This window comes from Amycolatopsis sp. NPDC004368, assembly GCF_053602515.1.
In genome coordinates, this window is record NZ_JBSGDT010000006.1 from 35,471 (window position 1) to 52,203 (window position 16,733).

Annotated in this window: 14 protein-coding genes; 11 read left to right on the top strand and 3 right to left on the bottom strand. The window is 72.6% G+C overall.

The genetic code is table 11. From position 1 onward, the window contains the following. Nucleotides 1-25 precede the first annotated feature (25 nt). Nucleotides 26-1,744, bottom strand: a complete 1,719-nt coding sequence (locus tag ACWEOE_RS11805) for a DEDD exonuclease domain-containing protein (RefSeq protein WP_452007321.1) — start codon at nucleotides 1,742-1,744, stop codon at nucleotides 26-28. A gap of 142 nt (nucleotides 1,745-1,886) precedes the next feature. On the opposite strand from ACWEOE_RS11805, the gene ACWEOE_RS11810 reads away from it, so the two are divergent. The 4 genes from ACWEOE_RS11810 (at nucleotide 1,887) to ACWEOE_RS11825 (ending at nucleotide 6,518) form a co-directional block, all read left to right on the top strand. Continuing rightward, nucleotides 1,887-3,332 carry an NYN domain-containing protein gene (locus ACWEOE_RS11810; RefSeq protein ID WP_452007323.1) on the top strand — a complete coding sequence of 482 codons (1,446 nt, stop codon included), beginning with the start codon at nucleotides 1,887-1,889 and terminating at the stop codon, nucleotides 3,330-3,332. 208 nt (nucleotides 3,333-3,540) lie between these two features. Beyond that, complete coding sequence (locus ACWEOE_RS11815; RefSeq protein ID WP_326837857.1) at nucleotides 3,541-3,747, top strand: hypothetical protein; 207 nt, start codon at nucleotides 3,541-3,543, stop codon at nucleotides 3,745-3,747. A gap of 436 nt (nucleotides 3,748-4,183) precedes the next feature. After that, nucleotides 4,184-5,245, top strand: a complete 1,062-nt coding sequence (locus tag ACWEOE_RS11820) for an NlpC/P60 family protein (protein ID WP_452007325.1) — start codon at nucleotides 4,184-4,186, stop codon at nucleotides 5,243-5,245. 115 nt (nucleotides 5,246-5,360) lie between these two features. Further along, on the top strand, nucleotides 5,361-6,518 hold the full coding sequence (locus tag ACWEOE_RS11825) for a glycosyltransferase family 4 protein (RefSeq protein WP_452007327.1): 1,158 nt from the start codon (nucleotides 5,361-5,363) through the stop codon (nucleotides 6,516-6,518). Here ACWEOE_RS11825 and ACWEOE_RS11830 read toward each other — a convergent pair. Together ACWEOE_RS11830 and ACWEOE_RS11835 are read right to left on the bottom strand one after the other, a co-directional pair. Then, a complete protein-coding gene (locus ACWEOE_RS11830; RefSeq protein ID WP_452007329.1) occupies nucleotides 6,515-7,141 on the bottom strand; it encodes a uridine kinase in 627 nt (208 codons plus the stop codon). The genes ACWEOE_RS11825 and ACWEOE_RS11830 overlap by 4 nt on opposite strands. Nucleotides 7,142-7,233: 92 nt before the next feature. Further along, the gene (locus ACWEOE_RS11835; protein WP_452007331.1) at nucleotides 7,234-7,359 is read right to left on the bottom strand and encodes a hypothetical protein; all 126 of its coding nucleotides are present in this window, start codon (nucleotides 7,357-7,359) and stop codon (nucleotides 7,234-7,236) included. Between ACWEOE_RS11835 and ACWEOE_RS11840 the strand changes: the two genes are divergently transcribed. The 7 genes from ACWEOE_RS11840 (at nucleotide 7,345) to bsaP (ending at nucleotide 16,720) form a co-directional block, all read left to right on the top strand. Next, complete coding sequence (locus ACWEOE_RS11840) at nucleotides 7,345-8,514, top strand: cytochrome P450 family protein (RefSeq protein ID WP_452007333.1); 1,170 nt, start codon at nucleotides 7,345-7,347, stop codon at nucleotides 8,512-8,514. The genes ACWEOE_RS11835 and ACWEOE_RS11840 overlap by 15 nt on opposite strands. Nucleotides 8,515-8,539: 25 nt before the next feature. After that, nucleotides 8,540-9,826, top strand: coding sequence for an adenosylmethionine--8-amino-7-oxononanoate transaminase (locus tag ACWEOE_RS11845; protein ID WP_452007335.1), 1,287 nt, complete (start codon nucleotides 8,540-8,542; stop codon nucleotides 9,824-9,826). Between the two features lie 229 nt (nucleotides 9,827-10,055). Further along, nucleotides 10,056-12,305: a SulP family inorganic anion transporter gene (locus tag ACWEOE_RS11850; RefSeq protein ID WP_452007337.1), complete on the top strand. Its 2,250-nt coding sequence runs from the start codon at nucleotides 10,056-10,058 to the stop codon at nucleotides 12,303-12,305. A 144-nt stretch (nucleotides 12,306-12,449) separates the two neighbouring features. Beyond that, nucleotides 12,450-14,624, top strand: a complete 2,175-nt coding sequence (locus ACWEOE_RS11855) for a SulP family inorganic anion transporter (RefSeq protein WP_452007339.1) — start codon at nucleotides 12,450-12,452, stop codon at nucleotides 14,622-14,624. A 57-nt stretch (nucleotides 14,625-14,681) separates the two neighbouring features. Beyond that, nucleotides 14,682-15,401, top strand: a complete 720-nt coding sequence (bioD, locus tag ACWEOE_RS11860) for a dethiobiotin synthase (protein WP_452007678.1) — start codon at nucleotides 14,682-14,684, stop codon at nucleotides 15,399-15,401. A gap of 82 nt (nucleotides 15,402-15,483) precedes the next feature. Beyond that, nucleotides 15,484-16,515: a biotin synthase BioB gene (gene bioB, locus ACWEOE_RS11865; RefSeq protein WP_452007341.1), complete on the top strand. Its 1,032-nt coding sequence runs from the start codon at nucleotides 15,484-15,486 to the stop codon at nucleotides 16,513-16,515. Next, on the top strand, nucleotides 16,502-16,720 hold the full coding sequence (gene bsaP / locus ACWEOE_RS11870; RefSeq protein WP_452007343.1) for a biotin synthase auxiliary protein BsaP: 219 nt from the start codon (nucleotides 16,502-16,504) through the stop codon (nucleotides 16,718-16,720). The genes bioB and bsaP overlap by 14 nt, the downstream gene beginning before the upstream one ends. Nucleotides 16,721-16,733: the final 13 nt, after the last annotated feature.

Consider the following 16,733-nt stretch of genomic DNA (forward strand, 5'->3'; position numbering starts at 1 on the left):
CGACGAGCGCTGATCGTAGCCCGCATCACCCCGCCACCCGCTCCAGACTCCGCGCGCCCGCCGCGAGATCGAGCCAGCCGCGCCACCCGGCGACGGCGGTCGGTTCGGCCCACGGGCGGGTGGTGCGCACGAGCCGCACGCCCGGGCGGGCGAGCCAGCGCAACAGCACGGTCACCTCTTCTCCGGAGGCACCGCGCAACGGTCCTTCGCCGGGCAGCACGGTTTCGGCGGCGGCGACGAGATGTTCCACGATCGGCATCGGCGGCACGCCCCGCCGCGCGACTCCGGCGGACGCCAGCCGGCCGTGGCGGATCACCGACAGTTCCCAGCCGCCGTTGCCGTCGGGCGAAGCGGCGATGAGCTCGGCGATCTCGGCGAGTGCGGCTTGGCGGTGGGAGCGGCCGACGGCACGCACGAGGTCCGCGAGCTCGTCGCGGTGCCGGGCGGCCTGCTCGTAGTGCCGGCCCTCCGAGAGCCGGTCGAGCTGGGCCGCGGCGATCTTCAGCGGACGGCCGTCGTGCCCGGAGATTAGGTCGCGAGCCGCCGTGACGCCGGGGGAGTAGTCCTCGACGCTCTGGCGGCCGGCACACGGCGCGCCGCAGCGGCCCAGCTCGGCGAGCACGCAGGGGGTCGCCGAGCCGCCGCGGGCCGAGATGCGCATCGTGCACGTGCGCAGCCCGGCGGCGCCCGCGAGCGTGTCGGCGGCGGTGCGGGCGTCGGCCTGGCTGCGGAAGGGGCCGAGGGTGCCTTCGCGCGGCAGCCGGACCACGGACAGGCGGGGAAAGGCTTCGTCGGTCAGCCCGACCCACCACGCGTGGTGCGGGTTCTTCGACCGCCGGTTGTACATCGGCCGGTGGGCCGCGATGAGCCGCAGCTCGCGGATCTCGGCCTCCAGCGAGTGGGCGCATTCGACGGCCTCCACGCGTTCGGCCAGAGCCACCATCTCGCGGATGCGCCCACGGCTTTCCGAACCGGTGAAGTACTGCCGCACGCGCCGCTTGAGGTCGCGCGCGGTGCCGACGTAGAGGACCTCCTCGCGCGGGCCGCGGAAGAGGTACACACCGGGCCGCGACGGCAGGTCGGCGGCCAGGTGGCGTTTGCGCCGCTGGGCGGTGGTGACCTCGGGCAGGTAGTCCACGAGCTCTTCGACCGTGTGCACACCGACGTTGCCGACCCGCTCCAGCAGCGCGTGGAGCACGTCCGTGGTGGCGCGGGCGTCGTCGAGCGCGCGGTGCGTGGGCCGAGTGCGCGAGCCGAGCAGCATCGAGAGGTTCGACAGGCGGTAGCTGCGGGCTTCTTCGCGCGGGATCACGCGCCGGGCGAGTTTCACCGTGCAGATCACCGTGGCGCGCGGCCAGACGTAGCCGTGGCCTTCGCAGGCGGCCCGCATGAACCCCGTGTCGAACCCCGAGTTGTGGGCCACCAGCACGGCGCCGGCGATGAATTCGAGGAACGCGGGCAGCACCCGTTCGATCCGCGGCGCGTCGTAGACCATGGCCTGCGTGATGCCCGTGAGCTCGACCACTTGCGGCGGGATCGGCGAGCCCGGGTTCACCAGGGTGGCGAACTCGGCCAGCACCTCGCCGCCGCGCACCTTCACGGCGCCGATCTCGGTGATCGCGTCGGGTCCCGGCTTCGTGCCCGTGGTTTCGAGGTCGAACACGACGAAGGTGGTGTCTCTCAAGGGAGTGCCGAGCTCGTCGAAGGCCAGCTGTGCCTGGCCGGGCCGCGGTCCGGTGTCCATGATCGCGCACTCTAGGGCGGCCCACCGACAATCCCGCGCGACCCGATCCGTGTGACACGTGGTGCGGGCGCGGCTGGTGGGGTGGTTCCCACGTCGGGCGACCAACGGCGCGCGATCCGGCCCCGGGGCCTACCCTGGACCAATGCACCCCCAGCCCGTGGATCCGGTCGCACCCGAGGAGGCCGTCGGCCCCTCGGCCGTACCGGCGCGGGCGGACTCGGTCGAGGCCGGCTCGTCCGCGGCCTCGACCACCGACACCGACACCGACACCGACACCGACACTGCCGACGCCCTTGCGCCCGAGCCCGCTTCGTGGACGGGCCTGCCCGACGCCGTGCGCGAGCGCATCGCCGAGCTCGCGGCCACCGCCGTCGCGAAGCTGCCGCCGACCGACGTGCCGCGGCAGCTGCGTCCCGTCGCGAAGTTCGCGCCCGCGAAGCGCGCGAAGCTCGGCGGCACGGCGCTGCTGGCCGCGCTGGGTGATTCCGCGCAGTTCCGCACCGCCGTGATCGAGTGGCTGCGCGAGCACCGCACCGACGCCCTCGACCCCAACGCCGCCGATTCCGTCGCCGGCGCGGCCGCCGCGGTGCTGCTGGGGGAGTCGGGTGCGGCCGGGCGCGTGCGGCTCGTCGCGAAGAACGCGGAGGAGACGGCGCTGCGCGCCGAACGCGACGCCGCGCTGGCCCGCAACCAGAAACTCGAGGTCGAGCTGGCCGAGCTGCGCGGTGAGCTCGAGCAGGCGCGCGGCGCCGTCGAAGCGGCCCGCGGCGAACGCGAGGCCGAGGTCGAGAAGCTGCTGCGCCGGCTGCGGGAGCAGGGCGTGCAGCTGCGCCAGGCCCGCGACGCCGCCGAAGCGGCCCACGCCGAGCTCGCGCGCGGCGGCACGGCCAAGGCCGAGGAGATCGACGCGCTGACCGCCCAGCTGGACCGTGAGCGCCGTCGCGTGGCAGCCGAGCGCACGCGGGCGGAGCGGGCCGTCGCCGACGCCGAGATCGCCCGTCAGTCGGCACGTGAGGCCCGGGAAGCCGACGAGGTGCGCCTGGCGCTGCTCGTGGACACGATCGACGGTGCCGTCACGGGCCTGCGCCGCGAGCTGATGCTGAGCGACCGCGGCGCGCGGCCCGCCGACATGGTGCGCGGTGCCACGGCGGGCTTCGGCTCGGGTGGGCGCGTGCAGGACGTCGGTGCGCTCGACCGCTACCTCGCGCTGCCGAACGTGCACCTGATCGTCGACGGTTACAACGTCACCAAGACCGGCTACCCCGAGCTGGCGCTGGCCGACCAGCGCGACCGGCTCATCCACCAGCTCTCCGCGCTGGCTGCACGCACGAGTGCCGAGGTCACGGTGGTGTTCGACGGGGCGGGTGTGCTGTCGGTACCGGCTTCGGTGCCGCGGGGCGTGCGCGTGCTGTTCTCCGACCGCGGCGTGCTGGCCGACGACGTGATCCGCTCGATCGTGGCGGCCGAGCCGAAGGGCCGGCCGATGGTCGTGGCGACGTCCGACCGGGCGGTCGCCGATTCCGTGCGGGCGAGCGGCGCGCACTCGGCGCCGTCGGCGGTGCTGGTCAGCCGCCTGGGCCGCGTCTGACCCACATCCGGCCCACGTCCGGGTGAGAGGTCGCGGGCGGCGGCCGGAAACTGTCGGTGGTGGCTCCTACCGTGCGTCCCAGGAAGCACGACGACGTGAGGAGCCTCTCGTGACCGAGTCCACGAACCACCACCCGCCCGAGAGCGCCGGTGCGGAACCGGCCGACACCGGGCCGGCCGGAACCGCCGGCGTCGAACTCGACGTCGAGATCGACCTCGACACGCTGGTGGTCGACTGCGATCGATGCGCCGTTCGAGGTGACGCGTGTCACGACTGCGTGGTCAGCGTGCTGCTCGGCCCGCCGGTCGCCCTGGCGTGGGACGCGGACGAACGGCGAGCCGTCGATGCGCTCGCCGAGGCGGGGATGGTGCCGCGGCTGCGCTTGGTTTCGGAGCCTGAACGTAAGCCAGCGTGACTCTTGTGGGTGACACGTGAGGAAGAGGTGCGCGACGAGTGGTCGATCGGATCAGGTGAACGGTCGGTAGTGATTTCACGCAATTCTGACACCACAGAGTATGACCGCCGTCACACTCTGCCTCCCTCGCTGGTCCGATGGTGTTTCCGCGGACTACGCAGAGTTTTTGCGTGGGGCCCGGTGGACGCGGTCTCGGTCTTTTCGTAACCTGTCCGAGACCTCGTGGACAGCAGCCGTCGGCAAGACGGCGACACGAGGTCGCCGCCGGAAAAGGCTTTGTCGGGGAGCCAGGACCGGAACCACACCCTGTGCGTGAGGCCGTTGCGGTGAAACGCGGCCGGAATGCGCGGGGGAGACGTGCGGAAGAGGGCCCCCGACCTCTTCGGCGTCACGAGGTTCCGACGGCGGCCCGACAGCAAAGGAGACACGCGCGACCGTGCAGTCGCATCCAGTCAAGCGCGTGGTGTCAGGTGCCCTAGCGGCAGCCTCGGTGATCGCCATGGTCACCGTCGCGCAGCCCTCGGCCACGGCCCTCGCAGCTCCCATCCCCGCCCTCCAGACCCCGCCCGACTCCGGTTCGGACGCCCTCGCGAAGTACCGCGACCTCGCCTCACAGGCCGAAAAGGCCAACGAGGACCTCCTCAAGGCCCAGGACGACCTCACGGCCCGCGGGAAGGACCTCGACAAGGCGAACGCCGACGTCGACAACGCGAAGAAGTCCGCGCAGCAGGCCGAGGACAACGAGGAGCGCTACCGCGTCGACGTCGACAAGTTCGCCGGCGCGTCGTTCCTCAGCGGCGTGCAGATGAACAAGCTCTCGGCGCTGCTCGCGGGCACGTCGACGCAGGAGTTCCTCGAGCGTTCGTCGGCGCTGGACCAGATCGCGGCCCAGAAGGACGCCGCGCTCGACGCGTTGTCCGGTGCCGTGAAGCAGGCCCAGGACGCCACGGCCAAGGCCGCCGACGCCGCCAAGCGCGCGACCGACGCCCGTGACGCCGCGGCGAAGCTGACGAACGACATCAAGACCAAGCAGAAGACGCTCCAGGACCAGATCGACCAGCTCGAGAAGACCGAGCCCTCGCTGTCGACGCTGGACCAGGCCCTGCGTGGCGACAAGGGCGGCGCGGCGCCGAACATCAAGGCTCCGGGGCCCGCGGCCCAGCAGGCCGTCGACGCGGCGCTCAGCCGTCGCGGCGACGCTTACGTGTGGGGCGCCACCGGGCCGAGCACGTTCGACTGCTCGGGCCTGATGCAGTGGGCGTACGCGCAGGCGGGCATCCACCTGCCTCGGTCGAGCCGGGAGCAGTCGACCTTCGGCACGCCGATCCCGCGCGACCAGCTGCAGCCGGGTGACCTGGTGTTCTACTACAGCCCGGTCTCCCACGTCGGCATGTACATCGGCGCGGGCAAGATGGTCCACGCGCCGACCACCGGTGACGTCGTGAAGATCTCACCGCTGCAGAGCCAGTACGTGGGCGCTCGCCGACCCACCTCCTGACAGCAGACGTTCCCTGACCACGGGGCGGTACCGCACATGCGGTGCCGCCCCGTGGTCGTTGGTGGGGCCGGTCGTCGGTGGGGCTGGTCGTCGGCGGGGCCGGTAGCCTGCCGGGGTGCCCAGGACGCTGCTCGTGACCAACGACTTCCCGCCGCGGCCAGGGGGGATCCAGAACTACCTCAACTCGCTGGCCACGCGGCTGCCGGCCGACGATCTGGTGGTCTACGCGCCGTCGTGGGAAGGCAAGGCCGGCTCGCACGTCGACTTCGACGCCGAGGCCGCGTTCGAGGTCGTGCGGCACCCGACGTCGCTGATGCTGCCGACACCCGACGTGCTGCGGCGCGCGAAGCAGATCATGCGGGCCCGCGACTGCGAGGCGGTGTGGTTCGGCGCGGCCGCGCCGCTGGCGCTGCTCGGTCACCCGCTGCGCCAGGCCGGCGCGCGCCGGGTCGTGGCGTCCACGCACGGGCACGAGGTCGGCTGGTCGATGCTGCCGGGTTCGCGCCAGGCGCTGCGGCGCATCGGCGACACGGCCGACGTGCTCACCTACGTCAGCAAGTACACGCGCCGCCGCTTCGGCGCCGCGTTCGGGCCGATGGCGGGCCTCGAGATGCTGCCCTCGGGGGTCGACACCACGCTGTTCGCCCCCGACGCCGGCGCGCGCGAGGAGATCCGCGCCCGCCACGGCCTCGGCGACCGGCCGACGGTGGTGTGCGTGTCGCGGCTCGTGCCGCGCAAGGGTCAGGACATGCTCATCCGCACATTGCCGGAGCTGCGCAAACGCGTGCCCGACGTGGTGCTGCTGCTCGTCGGCGGTGGTCCGTACCGCAAGCGGCTCACCGAGCTCGTCGCCGAGCACGACGTGGCCGCCAACGTGGTCATCACGGGCTCGGTGCCGTGGGCCGAGCTGCCGGCGCACTACAACGCGGGCGACGTCTTCGCGATGCCCGCGCGCACCCGCGGCAAGGGCCTCGACGTCGAGGCGCTGGGGATCGTCTACCTGGAGGCGTCGGCGACCGGGCTGCCCGTGGTGGCCGGCACGTCGGGCGGCGCGCCCGAGGCCGTGCTCGACGAGGTGACCGGCCACGTCGTGGACGGCCGCGACGTGGCTCAGCTGCGCGACACCCTCGAAGCACTGCTGACCGACCCCGTGCGGGCCCGCCGGATGGGTGCGGCGGGGCGCGCGTGGGTCACGGACCACTGGCGCTGGGACGTGATGGCGCGGCGCCTGTCGGGGCTGCTGGACGGCGATCCCGTCGCCGCCGTGCGCTAAGGCTCGTACACCGCCGGGTGGCGTGGGTCGTCCACGCGCACCGTGACGTCGGCGAGCGCGCCGGGGTCCACTTCCGACTCGTAGCGTTCGTAGGCGGGCAGGGCCCACGCGTCGTCGGCCGGCAGGCGGCGGCGCAGCGCGGCGGGCGAGAGCCAAAGGTGCACCACGAGGTCGAACGCGAGCCCGGCGCCGAGCAGGAACTCGCCGTTCACGAGCACCACGCCGCCCTCGGGCACGGGCACGCGGGCCAGGCGCGTGGCCCGGTCGCGTTCGGTGTCCCACAACGCCGGCAGGACCTCGCCACTGCCGTCGCCGCCGAGCGGGTCGAGGACTTCGCGGCGCAGGGCGCCTAGGTCGAGCCAGTCGGTGTAGCGCGCGTCGGGGTTGCGCTTGCCGTGCTCGAAGCGCAGCGACGCCGGGCGCAGGAACCCGCTCGCGGGCACGCGCACGGCGGCGTGGCCCAGCAGCCGCAACGGATCCACGAGCGCGTCGGCGAGGCCGGCGGTGTCCGTCGCGCCGTCGGCGCCGTCCACGGCGACCACGAGCCGCCGGTGCGGCAGCGCGACCACGCGTTCGGTCAGCTCGGCGGCCAGGACTTCGGGGGAGATGGGTCGGTAGCGCATCGGAACCCATCCTCCCCCGCGGTCCACGCCGAGCACACCGGGCCGTGGGCATACTGGGGGTTCGGGGACCACCAGACCTTGGGGGCGCTGTGTCAGCCGAAGAAGTGCCAGCCGAAGAAGTGCCAGCCGAAGAAGTGCCAGCCGAAGAAGTGCCAGCCGAAGAAGTGCCAGCCGAAGAACTGCCCGTCATCGACGACGGGTTCATGCAGCACACGCACGAAACCTTGCAGGCCCTGCGCGGCCACGGAGCCGTGTGCCCGGTCCGCATGCCACGCGGCACGCCGTCCTACCTCGTCACCGGGTACGAGCACGCGCGGGCGCTGCTCGCGGACCCGCGGCTGAGCAAGGACAACCTCGGCGCGTACGAGCTGATGGCGAAGAAGGTCGGGCCGGAGAACATCAACGTCAGCTTCGGCCAGCTGCTCGGCGCGCACATGCTCAACACCGACCCGCCTGACCACACGCGGCTGCGCAAGCTCGTGAACAAGGCGTTCACCCCGGGCGCAATCGCCGGCCTGCGCCCGCGCATCGAGCAGATCACCACCGAACTGCTCGACGCGATGGCGGAGCACGAGCAGGTGGACCTGATGACCGCGTTCGCGGGGCCGGTACCGATCACGGTGATCTGTGAGCTGCTCGGCGTGCACGAGCAGGACCGCGGCGAGTTCTCCGGGTGGTCCGCCACGATGCTCAGCGCGGGTGCCGTGGACGACGTGCAGGCCGCGGTGCTCGCGATGCACCAGTACCTCGTGGCGCTGGTCGCGCAGAAGCGGGCCGAGCCTGGCGAGGACCTGCTCTCGGGGCTGGTGCACGCCACCGATCAGGGTGACTCGCTGAGCGAGGAAGAGCTCGTCTCGATGGCGTTCCTGCTGCTCGTCGCGGGGCACGAGACCACCGTGAACCTGATCGGCAACGCGACGCTCGCGTTGCTCCGGGCGCCCGAGCAGCGCGCGAAGCTGGTGGCGGACCAGTCGCTGATGCCCGGTGCGGTGGAGGAGTTCCTGCGGTTCGACGGGCCCATCAACATCGCGACCTTGCGCTACACCATCGACGACGTCGAGGTCGGTGACCGGACGATTCCCGCGGGGGAGTTCGTGCAGGTGTCCCTGCTCGCCGCCAACCGCGACGAGGAGCGGTTCCCCGATCCGGCGGAGCTCGACGTGACCCGCGCGGCCGGCGGCCACGTCGCCTTCGGTCACGGCATCCACTACTGCGTCGGCGCCCCGCTGGCGCGGATGGAGGCGGAGATCGCGCTCGGCGGGCTGCTGGCGCGGTTCCCGAAGCTGAGCCTGGCCGTGCCGGAGGAGGACCTGGTCTACCGCACGAGCCCACTGATCCACGGCCTCATCACGCTGCCCGTGCGGCTGCGCTGAACTGGGCGGCACGTAGGGTCGGCGCGTGGACAACAGCGCCGACCACCTGCTCGCCCTCGACGCCGCGCACGTCTGGCACCCGTACGCGCCGATGCCCGGCCGCGTCGCACCCCTGCTCGTCACCGAGGCGAGCGGGGTGCGGCTGAAGCTCGCGGACGGCCGTGAGCTCGTCGACGGCATGTCGTCGTGGTGGGCGGCCGTGCACGGCTACCGCCACCCGGTGCTCGACGCCGCGCTGGCCGAGCAGGCCGGGCGGATGAGCCACGTGATGTTCGGCGGCCTCACCCACGCACCGGCGATCACGCTCGCCGAGTCCCTTGTGGACCTCACCCCCGAGGGGCTCGAGCACGTGTTCCTGTGCGACTCGGGTTCGGTGTCGGTCGAGGTCGCGGTGAAGATGTGCCTGCAGTACCAGCGTTCGCGCGGGCTGCCGGAGAAGCGGCGGCTGCTCACGTGGCGCGGCGGCTACCACGGCGACACCTTCACGCCCATGAGCGTGTGCGACCCCGACGGCGGCATGCACTCGCTGTGGCGCGGGGTCCTGCCGGAGCAGGTGTTCGTGCCCGAGCCGCCGGCCGGCTTCGACGCGCCCGTCGACCAGTCCTATGTGGACACCCTGGCCGCGGCGCTGGAGAAGCACGCGCACGAATTGGCCGCGGTGATCGTGGAGCCCGTGGTGCAGGGCGCCGGCGGCATGCGCTTCCACCACCCCGGGTACCTGCGGGCGCTGCGCGAGCTCACCCGCGAGCACGACGTGCTGCTGGTGTTCGACGAGATCGCCACCGGATTCGGGCGCACGGGCCGGATGTTCGCGGCCGAGCACGCCGGCGTGACGCCCGACGTGCTGTGCCTGGGCAAGGCGCTCACCGGCGGCTACCTCACGATGGCCGCGGCCTTGTGCACGCCCGAGATCGCCGAGGGCATCGCGCGCGGCGACCTGCCGGTGCTGGCCCACGGCCCCACGTTCATGGGCAACCCGCTCGCCTCGGCCGTGGCCAACGCGTCGCTCGGCCTGCTTGCGCAAGGCGGGTGGCAGGCGGACGTCGCGCGGCTGGAAGCCGGGCTGCGGCGCGGGCTGGCGCCCGCGTGGGACCTGCCGCACGTGCGCGACGTGCGGGTGCTCGGCGCGATCGGCGTGCTGCAGCTCGACCACGAGGTCGACCTCGGCGTGGCCACGGACGTGGTGACGGCCGAGGGCGCGTGGCTGCGGCCCTTCCGCGATCTCGTGTACGCGATGCCGCCGTACGTGACGGACGACGCCGCTCTGGTCGTGATCACCACCGCAATGCTCGCGGCGGCCGAAAAAGCGTGAATTCACCCGACTGAGTGTGACCGTGGCCATAAGGCACGCTCGGTATACTGTGCGTTACGCAAAGTGGCCGAAACGCCGGGGTTTCCACGCGATCAGGTCTGGGCCACTCCGTCAACCTTTGACCGATTGGTGCTCTTTGTCGTAAACGTCCTAGTTCTCCGGTTCGCAAGCGAACCCGAAGACGGCTCACCTAGCGGACTTTTCGCGAGTTTTCCGCTTTCCTGTCGCCATGATCGAGATCGTTCGCGGAGAACACGACACCGGACCGCCGTCGCGCCGCACCTCAGCCCACCAGACCCTCCGGACCATCCTGCGCCACGACGTGCCGGCCTCACTGGTCGTGTTCCTCGTCGCGGTGCCGCTTTCCCTCGGCGTCGCCCTCGCGGTGGGCGCGCCCCTGCTCGCGGGCCTCGTCTCCGCCGTCGTCGGCGGCCTGGTCGCGAGCCTGCTCGGCGGCTCGGCCCTGCAGGTAAGCGGGCCGTCCGCGGCGCTGACCGTGGTGCTCGCCGACACCATCACCACCTACGGCTGGGGCGTCACCTGCGCCGTGACCGTCGGCGCCGGGCTGCTGCAGATCCTCTTCGGCCTGCTGCGGGTCGCGCGCGCCGCGCTGGCCATCTCACCCGCGATCGTCCACGGCCTGCTGGCCGGCATCGGCGTGACGATCGTGCTGGGGCAGCTGCACGTGGTGCTCGGCGGCCGCGCTCAGGGCTCGGCGTTCGCGAACCTCTCGGCGCTGCCCGGGCAGGTCGTCGGCCACCACGACGAGGCCGTGCTGATCGGCGTGCTCACCGTCGCGATCCTGGTGCTGTGGCCGAAACTGCCCGCGGCCGTGCGGAAGGTCCCGGGGCCGCTGGCCGCTGTCACGGTCGCGACCGGGCTGTCGGTCGTGACCGGGATGACGTTGCCGCGCGTGGACCTGCCGGCCGCGCTGCCGTCGTTCGGGTTTGTGCCGCAGTTGCCGTCCGGCGGCTGGGGCGGGGCGGCGTTCGCGGCCCTCACCGTCGCGCTCATCGCAAGTCTGGAAAGCCTGCTGTCGGCGGTGTCGATCGACAAGCGGCGTGGTGGCCGGCTCACGGACCTCAACCGCGAGCTGATCGGCCAGGGCGCGGGCAACATCGCGTCCGGCGCGCTCGGCGGGCTGCCCGTGACCGGCGTGATCGTGCGGACCATGACCAACTTCGAAGCCGGCGCGAAGACGCGGGCCTCGGCGCTGCTGCACTCGTGCTGGATCCTCGGGTTCTGCCTGCTGCTCACCGGCGTGCTGCGCTACATCCCGCTCGCCGCGCTGGCCGGGCTGCTCGTGTACGTGGGCGCGAAGCTCGTGAACCTGCCGGCGCTCAAGGAAGTGCTGCGCCACGGCGACATCGCGGTGTACGCGGTGACGCTCGTCGGTGCGGTGTTCGTGAACCTGCTGACCGGTTTCGCGGCGGGGGTGCTGCTGGCGCTCGCGTTCATGCTGCGCCGCATGGTCCACTCCGGCGTGCACGTGGAGACCGGCGAAGCCCGCACGCGGGTGGTGATCGAGGGGGCGCTCACGTTCCTTTCCGTGCCCCGCTTGACGAACGTGCTCGCCGACGTGCCCGAGCGCGCCGATGTGACGCTCGAGCTGCTCGTGGACTACCTCGACCACGCGGCGTTCGACTGCTTGCGCGGCTGGCAGCAGGCCCACGTGAAGGCGGGTGGCGCGGTGACCGTCGACGAGATCGGGCACCCCTGGTACGGCCGCGGCAGCACCGGTTCGCCGACCGTGCGCCGAAGCCTTGCCGCGCGGGTGCTGCCGCGCTGGCTCGCGCCGTGGTCGCAGTGGCAGGCCGAACACGTCTCGGTGCCCGGTCCGCGCTCGCCGCTCTCCGTCGGCGCGGCGGAGTTCCAGCGCCGCACCGCGCCGCTGCTGCGTGAGACCCTCAGCGGCCTCGCGCACGGCCAGCACCCGCACACCCTGTTCATCACCTGCGGCGACGCGCGGATCGTGCCCAACCTCATCACCACGTCCGGCCCGGGTGACCTGTTCGCCGTGCGCAACATCGGCAACCTCGTGCCCCCGGCCGGCGCCGCCGGCGACTCCTCGGTGGCGGCAGCCGTCGAGTACGCCGTGGGCGTGCTGAAGGTGCCCGAGGTCGTGGTGTGCGGCCACTCCTCCTGCGGCGCGATGAAGGCACTGCTCGGGTCCGCCCCCGAAGGGCTGGCGGGCCTCGGCACCTGGTTGCGCCACGGCGAACCCACCCTGCGCCGCCGCGCTTCGGAGCCGGCCCTGCTCCTGGCGGGGAGCCGGCCTGCCGCCGAGGCTGACCAGCTGGCGCTGCACAACGTCGTGCAGCAGCTGGAGCACCTGCGCACCCACCCCGTCGTGGCCGCCGCACTGGACCGCGGAGAGCTCACGTTGACCGGGATGTACTTCGACGTCGGGGCCGCCCAGGTGTCCCTTCTCGACGACCAGCGGCGCGGGTTCGTGCCGGCGGGGTCGATGGCGCACTGACCGGTGGGCCGGTGCGCTCACCCCGCACCGGCCTGCCAGCCGCAACCCAAGAGCGCAAGCCAAGAGTGGGGTGTCCGATAAAAATTCATGCCATCGAGTGAGACATAGCGGACATTTCACCCACATTCGGGTTACCTGGTGATCATGAGTCGACTTGCCGTGTTGCGCCACGACGTGCCCGCCTCGCTCGTGGTGTTCCTGGTGGCCGTGCCGTTGTCGTTGGGGATCGCGCTCGCGTCCGGGGCGCCGATCGTCGCCGGGTTGATCGCCGCCGTGGTGGGGGGTGTGGTCGCCGGGGCGCTCGGCGGCTCGCCGTTGCAGGTCAGCGGGCCCGCGGCGGGGCTGACGGTGATCATGGCCGAGACGATCGCGACCTTCGGGTGGGCGGTCACGTGCCTGATCACCGTGCTGGCCGGGGCGTTGCAGGTGCTGCTGGGGCTCAGCCGCATCGCGCGCGCCGCGCTGGCCATCTCGCCGGCGATCGTGCACGGGATGCTCGCGGGCATCGGCGTGACGATCGTGCTGGGGCAGCTGCACGTCGTGCTCGGCGGGAGGGCCCAGAGCTCGGCGCTGGACAACATCGCCGAGCTGCCGGCGCAGATCGTGGCGCACCACGACGCCGCGGCGGTGATCGGGCTGCTCACCATCGTGATCCTCGTGGGCTGGCCGCGGTTGCCCGCCGCCGTGCGCAAGGTGCCGGGGCCGCTGGCGGCGATCGCGGTGGCGACGGTCGTGTCGCTGGTGGCGGGGATGACGTTGCCGCGCGTGGAGCTGCCCGGTGACCTGCTGCAGGTCCGCTTCGCGCCGCAGCTGCCCGGCGACGGCTGGACCGACGTGGTGCTGGCGGCGGCGACCATCGCGTTGATCGCGAGCGTGGAGAGCCTGCTCTCGGCCGTCGCCGTGGACAAGCTGCACACCGGGCCGCGGGCGAACCTCGACCGCGAGCTCGTGGGCCAGGGCGCGGCCAACCTGGTGTCCGGCGCGCTCGGTGGCCTGCCGGTGACCGGCGTCATCGTGCGCAGCTCCACCAACGTCGCCGCCGGGGCGAAGTCGCGCGCGTCGGCCGTGCTGCACGGGGTGTGGGTGCTGGTGTTCGTGGTCGCGCTCGCGGGCCTGATCGAGAACATCCCGCTGGCCGCGCTCGCCGGCCTGCTCGTGCACGTCGGCGTGAAGCTCGTGAACCCCGGTCACCTCAAGCAGGTCCTCCGCCACGGTGACCTCGCGCTCTACCTCGTGACGCTCGCCGGCGTGGTCGTGTTCGACCTGCTCACGGGGGTGCTCGCCGGCATTGCGCTGGCGATCCTGCTCGTGCTGCGCCGCACCGTGTGGACGGGCGTCCACGCCGAGCGCGACGGCGACGAGTGGCGGGTGGTCGTGGAGGGCGTGCTCACGTTCCTGTCGGTGCCGCGGCTGTCGAAGGTGCTCGCCGCGGTGCCGGCGGGCACGGTCGTCACGCTGGAGCTCGTGGCCGACTACCTCGACCACGCCGCTTTCGAGAGCCTCACGAGCTGGCAGCAGGCCCACGAACGCGCCGGCGGCACGGTGATCGTCGACGAGGTCGGCCACCCGTGGTTCGGCAAGGGCAAACAGGGCACGCCCACGCTGCGGCGCACGGCGGCCGCGCGCGGGGTGCCGCGCTGGCTCGCGCCGTGGTCGGACTGGCAGGCCGTGGACGTGCGGCTGCCGGGCCAGCGCACCCACCGCGGCGCCACGGAGTTCCAGCGCCGGGCCGCGCCGCTGCTGCGCGACACCCTCAGCGGCCTCGCCGACGGCCAGCGTCCGCACACGCTGTTCATCACCTGCGGCGACTCGCGGATCGTGCCCAACCTGATCACCACGTCGGGGCCGGGGGACCTGTTCACGGTGCGCAACATCGGCAACCTCGTGCCGCCGGCGCAGGCCGACCCGTCGATGAACGCCGCGGTCGAGTACGCGGTGGGGGTGCTGCACGTGCGCGAGATCGTGGTGTGCGGGCATTCCTCGTGCGGTGCGATGGGCGCGCTCGCCGACGGGCCGTCCGCGGGCACGGCGCTGGCCGGCTGGCTGCACCACGCCGAGCCGAGCCTGCGCCGCCGGGGCCCGGTCACCCTCGGGGGCGAGCCGCCGGCCCGTGAGCCCGACCGGCTGGCGCTGCACAACGTGCTGCAGCAGCTCGACCACCTGCGTGCGTACCCGCTGGTCGCCGAAGCCGAGGCGCGCGGCGAACTGCTGCTCACCGGCCTGTACTTCGACGTCGGCGCGGCGCAGGTCTACCTGTCCGACCCGGCGGCGGGTGCGTTCACCCCGGCGGGCACGCCCGTCACACCACATCGTGGGTGATCCCACCCGGACGTGGTGCGCACGTGGTCCGGGTGACTAAGTTGATGGCCCGTGACCATGCTGGTGATGACGGGGACCGGGACCGAGGTCGGCAAGACGATCACCACGGCGGCGATCGCCGCGCTGGCGCTCGCGCGCGGACAACGCGTGGCCGTGCTCAAGCCGGCCCAGACCGGGGTGCTGCCGGGCGAGGCCGGTGACCTCGACGAGGTCGTGCGGCTCGCGGGTAAAGACGTGACCACCCGTGAGCTGCGGCGCTACCCCGACCCGCTCTCTCCCGAGGCGGCGGCGCGGCGCAGCGGCCTGCCGACGCTGGGCCCGGGCGAGATCGCGGCCGCCGCGACCGCGCTCGACGCCGAGCACGACCTCACGCTCGTGGAGGGCGCCGGCGGCCTGCTGGTGCGCTTCGCGCCCGACGGCACCGGGCTCGCCGACGTGGCGTGGGCCCTGGGCGCGCCGATCGTGATCGTCGCCCAGCCGGGCCTCGGCACGCTCAACGCGACGGCGCTGACGGCGGAGGTCGCCACACGGCGCGGCCTCAACGTCGCGGGTGTGGTGGTCGGCGCGTGGCCGGCCGAGCCGGACCTCGCGTCGGTGGAGAACCTCCAGGACCTGCCCACCGCGGCCGGCGCACCCCTGCTGGGGGTGCTGCCCGGGGGGCTGGGCACGGCCGATCACGATACGTTCGTGGGACGGGCGCGCGCCGGGCTCTCGCCGTGGTTCGGCGGGGAGTTCGACCCCGAGGCTTTCACCCGGGGCGCTTCCCTGAACAAGTGACGGGTGTCGCAGCCCGGGTGGCGGGCTGTCGGGCACCATGACGGTGACCACGCCCGGATGGAGTCGACAGACAGGAGACGTCGTGACCGCAGTGGCGGGAAAGCCGGCCCAGGACATTTCGGACGTGCTGGCCGTGGCGCGCGAGCAGGTGCTCGAGCGCGGTGTCGGACTGTCCGAGGAGCAGGTGCTGGCCGTGCTCCGGCTCCCCGACGAGCGGCTCACCGAGGCGCTGCAGCTAGCGCACGAGGTGCGCATGCGCTGGTGCGGCCCGGAGGTCGAGGTCGAGGGCATCGTGAGCCTCAAGACCGGCGGCTGCCCCGAGGACTGCCACTTCTGCTCGCAGTCCGGGCGGTTCCCCTCGCCCGTGCGCTCGGCGTGGCTCGACATCCCCGGCCTGGTCAAGGCCGCGCGGCAGACCGCCGAGACCGGCGCGACCGAGTTCTGCATCGTCGCCGCCGTGCGCGGCCCTGACAAGCGGCTGCTGTCGCAGGTCCGTGAAGGCGTACAGGCGATCCGGGCCGACGGCAACGACATCCAGATCGCGTGCTCGCTCGGCATGCTCACCCAGGACCAGGTAGACGAGCTCGTCGAGATGGGCGTGCATCGCTACAACCACAACCTCGAGACGGCGCGCTCGCACTTCCCCGACGTGGTCACCACGCACTCGTGGGAAGAGCGCTGGGACACCCTGCGGATGGTCGCCGAGGCCGGCATGGAGGTCTGCTGCGGCGGCATCATCGGCATGGGGGAGACGGTCGAGCAGCGCGCGGAGTTCGCCGCGCAGCTCGCCGAGCTGAGCCCGCACGAGGTGCCGATGAACTTCCTCATCCCGCAGCCGGGCACGCCGTACGAGAACTTCGAGATCGTCGAGGGCAAGGACGCGCTGCGCACGGTCGCGGCGTTCCGGCTCGCGATGCCGCGCACGATGCTGCGCTTCGCCGGCGGCCGTGAGCTGACCCTGGGCGACCTGGGCGCGGAGCAGGGCATGCTGGGCGGGATCAACGCGATCATCGTCGGCAACTACCTGACGAACCTCGGCCGGCCCGCGAGCGCGGACCTGAAGATGCTCGACGAGCTGAAGATGCCGGTCAAGGCCCTCAGTGACAGCCTCTGACGCACTCACCGATCCACCCGCCTACTGCGTCCACTGTGGACACGCCTCGCCCGGCGGTGCCGATCACGACGCCTGCCACAACCCGCGCACGGCGCTCGAACCACCGCGGTTCTGCGTGTTCTGCGCCCGCCGGATGGTCGTCCAGGTGACGCCCGTCGGCTGGACGGCGCGCTGCAGCCGCCACGGCGAGACCGCCAGTGGTTGACCGCGGGTGCTGA

Bases quoted from the DNA above. Each gene is read 5' to 3' on its own strand.
- ACWEOE_RS11805 (WP_452007321.1), bottom strand. From the start codon at position 1,744: ATGGACACCGGACCGCGGCCCGGCCAGGCACAGCTGGCCTTCGACGAG.
- ACWEOE_RS11810 (WP_452007323.1), top strand. From the start codon at position 1,887: ATGCACCCCCAGCCCGTGGATCCGGTCGCACCCGAGGAGGCCGTCGGC.
- ACWEOE_RS11830 (WP_452007329.1), bottom strand. From the start codon at position 7,141: ATGCGCTACCGACCCATCTCCCCCGAAGTCCTGGCCGCCGAGCTGACC.
- ACWEOE_RS11840 (WP_452007333.1), top strand. From the start codon at position 7,345: ATGCAGCACACGCACGAAACCTTGCAGGCCCTGCGCGGCCACGGAGCC.
- ACWEOE_RS11850 (WP_452007337.1), top strand. From the start codon at position 10,056: ATGATCGAGATCGTTCGCGGAGAACACGACACCGGACCGCCGTCGCGC.
- ACWEOE_RS11855 (WP_452007339.1), top strand. From the start codon at position 12,450: ATGAGTCGACTTGCCGTGTTGCGCCACGACGTGCCCGCCTCGCTCGTG.
- bioD (WP_452007678.1), top strand. From the start codon at position 14,682: ATGCTGGTGATGACGGGGACCGGGACCGAGGTCGGCAAGACGATCACC.